Origin of the sequence: Streptomyces viridosporus (assembly GCF_002078235.1) — a bacterium.
In the GTDB taxonomy this organism is placed as follows: Bacteria; Actinomycetota; Actinomycetes; order Streptomycetales; family Streptomycetaceae; genus Streptomyces; species Streptomyces viridosporus.
Genome location: NZ_MSGP01000478.1, coordinates 1 through 8,198, shown reverse-complemented (window position 1 = coordinate 8,198; position 8,198 = coordinate 1). Strand labels below are relative to the sequence as shown.

Below are 8,198 nucleotides of genomic sequence, written 5' to 3'. Positions count from 1 at the left end.
GAGCCGGAGCCGGAGCCGGAGGGCGGGGGACCGGACCTGTGGCATCGACCCCGCCCCACCCTGGACAGGGCCCCGGCACCGCCCGAACGCGGCCCCGGGCGAACGTGCCTACGGCCACGACGAGTACCGCCGCCTGACCCTGGATCTTGACGTGAAGCCGCTGATCGCCCGCCTGGGCACCGAGTACGGCTCCGGCTTGGGCGCTCGACGCCGGGTCGTACAGCGCACCTTCGCCCACCTGCACTGGTCGGGACGGCGGAGCAGGCTGTTCCACAGGGCCGGTCGCAGGTAATGGGCCCCATCTGACGCTGTGTTCGCCTGCGCCCGCGCCGGGTCCGGCTGTTGGTTGAGAGAACGAGCCCCCATGCCCGCTCCTCCAGTCTGAGCGGCGGTGCCGTATCGAGCACCTTCGGCCCTCGATGCGCCGGCTCGTCGGAGTTCATCGCCCCGTGCTGTCCGATGACGTCGCAGCAGGAACCCGGTCTGCCGGAGATCACTTCGTCAGGAGTCCTGAGAGGCCGGCGCAGTTCCGGGACAAGGGGCCTCCCGGCCGCGCGCCGAGCGTGGCGGCCCCTGGAAGACCGTTCCGAGCCGCTCCGTCACCGACGGGCGGAGCGCGGATGCCGGGATGCCGCCGGCCATCGTGCCGGAAAGGAACCGGTGGGCCGTGGCTCGAGATTGGCGACGGGTCCTCGGTCACCACCATTGCCGACAGCAACGCACATCGCTATGTTAATTGAAAATCACATCCGTGCGACAAGCCTCATCCGCGTTGGTCGCGCAACTGACAGGTCTGCGAAGGCATCTAGAACCATCCGGCCCCTTCAGGGAAGCAGGTAAGTCAATGGAGAACCTCAGCAGGCGAAAGGCTCTGTCCCTCGGTGTCGCACTCGGCCTCGTGGGCGTGGCGAACCCCGTCCAGGCGTGGGCGTCGACGGGCTCGGCGGCCGGCGCCGCCGCGGGGACCGGTCCGGAGTGGATCTGGGACGACGCGGCGGACCCGCTGATGGCTTCGATGCTCGACAACGGCCACGTGCCGGCGATCAACACCGCCTGGGCGTCGTGGGTGAACAACAACGACCCGCTGCCCAGCGGCCTGCCGGGCGAATTCGCCGCATACCTGCGGCAGGTCAACCGGCTGCCCTCCTGGGCCGACCCCGCCAAGCTGGACCGCGCCGCCGACTTCAACCGGCGCAGGGACACGTACCTCTTCATGCTGTACGGCCTCGGCAGCGGAATCATGAGCACCGTGATTCCACGCGAGGCCAAGAGCGTCTACTGGTCCGCGGGTGGCGCCGACATGCAGGACCGCGCGGCCAAGACGTTCACGTTCGGCTACGACCTGTCCGAACTGGGAGCGTTCAAACCGACGGGACAGTTCGTCGTCACCGCCAACAAGACGCGCGTGGTGCACGCCGCGGTGCGTCACCTGCTGCCGCAGTCACCGCACTGGCGGGCGGTCGCCGACGAGACCATCCCGATCAGCGCCGCCGACATCCTGGTCACCTTCCACAGCCTGGGCACCTACGTGTACAGGAAGCTGCTCGACTGGAGGATCCCGTTCCCGGCCGCGGACCAGGAGGCGTTCCTGCACTCGTGGCAGGTCGCCATCCACCTGCTCGGCGTGCCGTACGAGCACATTCCCCGGACGTGGGCGGCCGCCGAGAAGCAGTCGGCGCAGGTGCTCACCCCGATCCTCTCCCCGTCCACCGAGGGCATCAAGCTGGCCGAGGAACTGCTCGGCCTGACCGCGCAGATCGACCTCGGCGTCACGCGCGGGTTCCTGAACGAGTTCGTGCGCTACGTCCTCAGCGACGAGGTCGGCGACTGGCTGGGCCTGAAGCGCGACTACGCGTCGGCGGCCCTGGTCCGCACCGCATGGCCGGCGTACATCCTGTTCCGTGAGGGGCTGTCGCCCGTCATGCCCGGCACCTTCTACATGATCGACCAGTTCGTGCGCGCCCTGGCCATGCTGTTCCTCAACAAGGGCTCCTCCGGAACCACCACCCCCATCACGATCCCCACCGGTAACAGGCCGGGCTGAGCCGTCGATCCGGTCCCACCTGTGCCCGCTCCGCGGCAGTCGGGCCGAGGTGCGGGCACCAGGGCGGCTCTCGCACGTGACGCTTCACGACGCGGCGCCTCGTCGTTGCCGGGTTCCGACGGCCGTTCAGAGACCCAGAGCGCCCACGACCAGAGCGGTCACGGCCTCACGATGGTCGGGGCTGTCCTGCCACCGCAGTCTGCGTCCCGCTTCGACCACGACACCGAACCCCGCGTGCACCAGCACACGGGCCTGGTGCGGGCCGAGTTCCGGACGGGCCAGCCGCAACTGCTGCTCCCAGACGGCGATGTGTTCCCGCTGCGCGAGGACCAGGGGCCGCCGCAGGTCGGCCGGCAAGCCGGCGAGTTCGGCCTCGGCGACGCTGTTGAGCTCGGTGTACTCGAAGCTGTAGGCGACATATGTTGCTGCCAGCGCGACGACGGCGTCCCGCGGACCGGCCACCTCGTGCAGACTCCGCTCCACACCCTGGGCCAGCAGTCCCGCTGCCTGAAGACATGCCGCCGCCAGAATGTCGATCTTGCCGGCGTAATGGCGGTAGAGCGCGGACGGGGTCAGTCCCACCGCCTCCGCGATCTGTCCGTTCGTGACGTTGGCGAAGCCGTCCCGAGCGAACAGCGGGATGGAGGCGGCGAGGATCTCCGCGCGTCGCGTGCGCGGCACCGGCCGAGCGGGAAGTTCGACGGGGTGGGCGCCCGGCCGGCCCGCCGCCGGATCGGTCGCGGCCACCCCCAGTGCGCACGCCAGCAGCAGGTCCTCGGCCCGGCGCTGGGCGATGGAGGTGTGATGCATCGTGATCGACCCGATCGCACCGAGGGCCGCCGTGGCCCGCAGCCGCTCGTCGGGCAGTGGGTGCTCGCGCTGTACCGCCTCGTCGACCCGCTCGACGAGGCGACCGAACTTCACCCCGAGACGTCGGCGGTCCTCGCGGTCGAGGTACCGGGCCTCCCACCGGTACACACCGCCCGACGCGCGATGAGCGACGGTGACCCGGGCGATGGCGGTGAGCACGTCCGCCAGGGGAGCCTCGGACGGCACCTCGTCGAGCGCGGCGACCAGTCCGTCCACCATGACGTGGGCGCACTCGGCGAACAGCGCGTACTTGTTCGGGAAGTGCCGGTACAGGGCGGCCGCGGTGATGCCCACACCGGCGGCGACCTCCTCCATGGACGCCTTGTGGTAGCCGCGCTCGCTGAAGACCCGCCCGGCCGCGTCGACGATGAGTTGCCTGCGGTTGCGGGGCCGAGTGGCCGCGGTCGGACGGGCGGTCGCGGCCGAACGGGCGGACGGGGAGGCGGGAGCCATGCGAATCAGTCAATCACACGCCCTCAGAAGGCCGGGCTCCTTCGACGCGGACCGCCCAGGACGCGCCTCCAGGATCACTTCCCGCGCGGTGTCGTGCCGCCCGACGTGAACGGCCCGCGCCGACTGTCGGCGCGGTGGGCGGCTGCCGGCACTCCGGCGGGGACACGTCGTCCGGCACCGCCGTCCCCGGCGCCGGAGCGGACGGTCAGGTGAAGGTGAGGACCGGCTTCACCACACTGCCGTCCCGCATGGCGGTCACGGCCGCGTCGATGTCCTCGAACGGGAACGTGGTGACCAGTCGCTCGATCGGGAAGAGGCCACGCCTGTGCAGGCCGATCAGCTCGGGGAGGAAGCGGCCGGGGTCGGAGTCGCCCTCGATCACCCCGTGGACACGGACGCCCTTGGAGAGCAGGCCCATCACGTCGAACGTCACCTCACCGCCGAGGCCGAGCAGGGCGAGTTCGCCGCGCGGGCGCAGCGCGCCGATGGCCTGGCGGGCCGTCTCCGGACGGCCGGTGGTCTCGACGACGTGGTGCGCACCACCGCCGGTGAGGTCGCGCAGCGCCGCGACCAGACCGTTCCCGGGGGCCAGGGCCGCCTTGGCGCCGAGTTCGACGGCCAGGGCGCGGCGGAAGGCGATCGGGTCGACGGCCACCACCGGGTCACAGCCAACGGCCACCGCGGCCATCAGCGCGCTCAGGCCGACCCCGCCCACGCCCAGGACGACCAGCGAGGAGCCCGGTTCGGGGCGCAGTCGGTTGAGCACGGTGCCCGCTCCCGTCTGGCCGCTGCAGCCCAACGGCGCGGCGACCGCGGCCGGCAGGTCGGAGGGCACCTTGATGACGCCGCGTTCGTGGACGACGGCGTGCGTGGCGAAGCTGGACTGGCCGAAGAAGCCGGCGTGGAGCGGTGTGCCGTCGAGGGAGAGCGCAGTGGTGCCGTCGTCGCGTCCGCCGGAGAAGTTCCGGGCCTGCGCGGCGTGGCAGTAGGCCGGATGGCCCGCCGCGCACTGCTCGCAGGTGCCGCAACTGGCGAAGGTGAGGCAGACATGGTCCCCCGGCGCGACGCCGGTCACCTCCGCGCCCACCGCCTCGACTCGACCGGTGCCCTCGTGGCCGAAGACCATTGGGGTGAGCTGCCGGGGCCAGGTGTCCCGCATCACCAGGTCGGTGTGACAGACGCCGACCGCGGTCATCCTCACCAGCACCTCGCACGGCAGTGGGTCCTCGAGGTCCGCGTCCCGGAGGGTGAAGGGGGCGCCCGGCGCCTCGACGACCGCAGCGCGGACGCGCCTCACGAGCCCTCTCCGGCACGCGGGCCCCCGTGCGGGACCTCGGGGACGCGCTCGAGGAAGAAGTAGAAGAAGGGGCCCTCGGCGGGGGTCCCCTTGACGTTCATGATTCCTATCAGCGTGGTGTCGTCCACCTGCTTGAAGTGGTCGAAGACCGGCTGGCCGTCGTAGACCATGGTGGCCGTCGGTTCACCGCGGAACTCGACGGTCCACAGGCTGGCCTCGCCCTTGCCGAGCTCGCGGTCGGAGTACAGCTCACCTGTCGCGTTCCGGCAGATCAGCGGCTTGGCGTCGTGCACGGCGACGAACGTCTTGCCGTACCAGCCGGCCTTCGCCAGCGCGCCATTGAGGGGATGACCGGTGCGGAATTCGCCGCCCTTCCACTCACCGAGGATCTCCTCGGGGCGGACGGTGGCCAATGCCGCCCAGATCTCGTCGAGTTCCGAGGGGTCGACCGGGCCGTCCTTCTCCCGGAGGTCCTGGAACCGGGCGCGGGCCTCGAGGATGTCCATGCGGGGTGTCCTCTCGTCGGTGCTGACACGGTAGAAGTGGAACGGCAGGAGGTTGCCGGCGCGTGATGCGTCGGAGACGGTCGCCCCGACCGCTGCCGACCGGCGGGAGCGGGTCCCCGCCGCGTCACCGGGAGGTGCGCGGAGCGGAACCCCGGGGGGCGGAGGCCCGCGCGAGGGAGGAGCGCCGGGGGAGCGGGAGGTCGCCGGTGACCGCGCCGGGGTGGCCCACGGTGCCGAGGCTCAGCAGCACGTGGCGCTCGGCGACCTCCTCCGCGGTGAGCGGACCGTCCTCGCGGAACCAGTTGGCGACCCCCTGGCACATGACGAGCACCGAACGCACCGCATCGGCCGGGATCGGCGTGGTGAACACACCCTGGACGCGGCCCGCCTCGACCGTGTCCAGCAGCATGTGCTCGAGATAGTCCCGCAGGGCGACGTAGCGCGCCCGGTTCTGGGGCTCCAGACTGCGGATCTCGGTGTCCAGGAAGGCCAGTTGCTGACGGTGGGCCATGTAGAGCACGATCGACTCGACCATGCCGCAGAACCGCGCCAGCGGATCGTCCCCGGCCTCCCTCGCCGCGGCCCGGCAGCGGTCCAGGACGTCCTTGATGGACGTCTCCAGCAGTGTGGCCAGCAGGGCCTGCTTGTTCTCGTAGTGGTAGTACAGCGCGGGCACGGTGACGCCGACCCGGCCGGCGATGTCCCGGACCGAAGTGCCGTGGTAGCCGTGTTCGTTGAAGGCCTCCATGGCGTGCAGCAGGATCGGGTGCAGGTCGAGCGGTCCGTAGGAGCGCCAGCGCTCCGCCGGGGGAGGGGGGTCCTGGCTCGGCTCGGTGTTCAACGACTCTCCTCGGGACGGGCAGCGATCGGCGACATCGTACGGCCGTGAGTCCGAAAAGCCTCCCTCCAGTTGCTTAGCGATCGATCAGGAGAACTGGCATCCGGCGTCCGGCGTGAGGTCACTTCCCTGGTATAGATCCATAAAAACACTTGTTGTAAGGGGAGTTGACCGACCGACAGCACGCTTCTACTTTTTAGCGAACGCTCAGTAAGTTCCGGGTGGCGGCGGTGAGTCCGCCTTGCACCGAGAGGGGAACCCATGAGCCGGCACCCCACCGGCCTTCCCGGCAGCGACGTGACGGGCCCGCTGGACGGCGTGCGCGTGGTCGAACTGGCGGGGATCGGTCCCGGCCCGTTCGCCGCCATGCTCCTCGCCGACCTGGGCGCCGACGTCGTCCGCGTGGACCGCCCCGGCCCCTCGCCGCTCGGCGGTGATCCGGCGTACGACGTCACCAACCGCAACAAGCGCTCCGTCCTGGTCGACCTCAAGTCGCCCGAAGGGCCGGGAACAGTAAGGGCGTTGGCGGCGCGCGCCGAGATCCTGGTGGAGGGGTACCGACCCGGTGTCGCGGAGCGGCTCGGGGTCGGCCCCGAGGAGTGCATGGCCGTCAACCCCGCACTGGTGTACGGCCGGATGACCGGCTGGGGCCAGCGAGGCCCCCTCGCGTCCCGGGCCGGACACGACATCGAGTACCTCGCCCCCACCGGCACCCTCGGCATGATCGGCGACCCGGACCGGCCCCCGGCCGTCCCGGCCAACCTCCTCGGCGACTACGCGGGCGGCTCCCTCTACCTCGTCGTCGGCGTCCTCGCCGCCCTGCACCACGCGCGCGCCACCGGCACCGGACAGGTCGTCGACGCCGCCATCGTGGACGGCGCCTCCCACCTCTCCGCGATGATCCACGGCATGCTCGCCGCCGGCGCCTGGCAGGACCGGCGCGGCGCCAACCTCCTCGACGGCGGCTGCCCGTACTACGGCACGTACGAGACGGCCGACGGCCGCCACATGGCGGTGGGCGCGCTGGAGCCGCGGTTCTACGCCGAGTTCCTGCGCCTGCTCGGCATCGAGGACCGGGCCGCCGCCCACGCGGACGTCACCCGGTGGCCGGAGCTGCGCGAGCAGGTCGCCGCCCGCTTCAGGACCCGCACCCGCGACGCGTGGACGGCCGTCTTCGAGGGCTCCGACGCCTGTGTGGCACCCGTGTTCTCCCTGCGCGAGGCCCCGCACCACCCGCACCTGGCCGCCCGCGGGACCTTCACCGACCACGGCGGCATCACCCAGCCCGCACCGGCCCCGCGGTTCTCCGCGACCCCCGCCACCGTCCGCACCGGGCCCGCCCGGCCGGGCGCCGACACCGACGACGTGGCCCGCGACTGGGACGTACCCCGACTGCTGTCCTCGTCCTCGAACCCTCAGTGAAAGGCCTCCCCGTGAGCACCGAAGCGTACGTGTACGACGCGATCCGCACCCCGCGCGGTCGCGGCAAGGCGAACGGCGCCCTGCACGGCACCAAGCCCATCGACCTGGTCGTCGGCCTCATCCACGAGATCCGCGCCCGCTTCCCGGACCTCGACCCGGCGGCGATCGACGACATCGTCCTCGGCGTCGTCTCGCCCGTCGGCGACCAGGGCTCCGACATCGCCCGCATCGCCGCCATCGCCGCCGGGCTGCCCGACACGGTGGCCGGCGTGCAGGAGAACCGCTTCTGCGCCTCCGGTCTGGAGGCCGTCAACCTGGCCGCCGCCAAGGTGCGCTCGGGCTGGGAGGACCTGGTCCTGGCGGGCGGCGTGGAGTCGATGTCCCGGGTGCCGATGGCCTCCGACGGCGGCGCCTGGTTCAACGACCCGATGACCAACCTCGAGGTCGACTTCGTGCCGCAGGGCATCGGCGCCGACCTGATCGCCACCCTCGAGGGCTTCTCCCGGCGCGACGTCGACGCGTACGCGGCGCTGTCGCAGGAGCGCGCGGCCACCGCCTGGAAGGAGAACCGCTTCGAGCGGTCCGTCGTGCCGGTGAAGGACCGCAGCGGCCTGGTCGTCCTCGACCACGACGAGCACATGCGCCCCGGCACCACCGCCGACTCCCTCGCGGCCCTCAAGCCGTCCTTCGCGGACATCGGCGAACTGGGCGGCTTCGACGCGGTGGCGCTGCAGAAGTACCACTGGGTCGAGAGGATCGACCACGTCC

Annotated in this window: 7 protein-coding genes and 1 pseudogene; 4 read left to right on the top strand and 4 right to left on the bottom strand. The window is 71.5% G+C overall.

Annotation, left to right across the window (positions count from 1 at the left end):
* Together B7L92_RS41665 and B7L92_RS29670 are read left to right on the top strand one after the other, a co-directional pair.
* Nucleotides 1–292 (top strand): annotated as a pseudogene (locus tag B7L92_RS41665) (hypothetical protein); the annotation flags it as partial.
* Nucleotides 293–844: 552 nt separating this feature from the next.
* Nucleotides 845–2,044 carry an oxygenase MpaB family protein gene (locus B7L92_RS29670; RefSeq protein ID WP_081240443.1) on the top strand — a complete coding sequence of 400 codons (1,200 nt, stop codon included), beginning with the start codon at nt 845–847 and terminating at the stop codon, nt 2,042–2,044.
* Between the two features lie 126 nt (nt 2,045–2,170).
* Here the strand turns inward: B7L92_RS29670 and B7L92_RS29665 are convergent, their stop codons facing one another.
* The 4 genes from B7L92_RS29665 to B7L92_RS29650 all read right to left on the bottom strand — a co-directional run bounded on the left by B7L92_RS29665 (nt 2,171) and on the right by B7L92_RS29650 (nt 6,011).
* Nucleotides 2,171–3,367, bottom strand: coding sequence for a TetR/AcrR family transcriptional regulator (locus tag B7L92_RS29665; RefSeq protein ID WP_081240442.1), 1,197 nt, complete (start codon nt 3,365–3,367; stop codon nt 2,171–2,173).
* A gap of 205 nt (nt 3,368–3,572) precedes the next feature.
* A complete protein-coding gene (locus B7L92_RS29660; RefSeq protein WP_081240441.1) occupies nt 3,573–4,664 on the bottom strand; it encodes an NAD(P)-dependent alcohol dehydrogenase in 1,092 nt (363 codons plus the stop codon).
* Complete coding sequence (locus tag B7L92_RS29655; RefSeq protein WP_081240440.1) at nt 4,661–5,170, bottom strand: DUF4334 domain-containing protein; 510 nt, start codon at nt 5,168–5,170, stop codon at nt 4,661–4,663. Before B7L92_RS29655 ends, B7L92_RS29660 begins: the two co-directional genes overlap by 4 nt.
* Before the next feature lie 124 nt (nt 5,171–5,294).
* The gene (locus B7L92_RS29650) at nt 5,295–6,011 is read right to left on the bottom strand and encodes a TetR/AcrR family transcriptional regulator (protein WP_081240439.1); all 717 of its coding nucleotides are present in this window, start codon (nt 6,009–6,011) and stop codon (nt 5,295–5,297) included.
* A gap of 258 nt (nt 6,012–6,269) precedes the next feature.
* On the opposite strand from B7L92_RS29650, the gene B7L92_RS29645 reads away from it, so the two are divergent.
* Together B7L92_RS29645 and B7L92_RS29640 are read left to right on the top strand one after the other, a co-directional pair.
* A complete protein-coding gene (locus B7L92_RS29645; RefSeq protein WP_081240438.1) occupies nt 6,270–7,430 on the top strand; it encodes a CaiB/BaiF CoA transferase family protein in 1,161 nt (386 codons plus the stop codon).
* A gap of 11 nt (nt 7,431–7,441) precedes the next feature.
* On the top strand, nt 7,442–8,198 hold a 757-nt coding region (locus B7L92_RS29640), incomplete at its 3' end, for a thiolase family protein (RefSeq protein WP_304364721.1).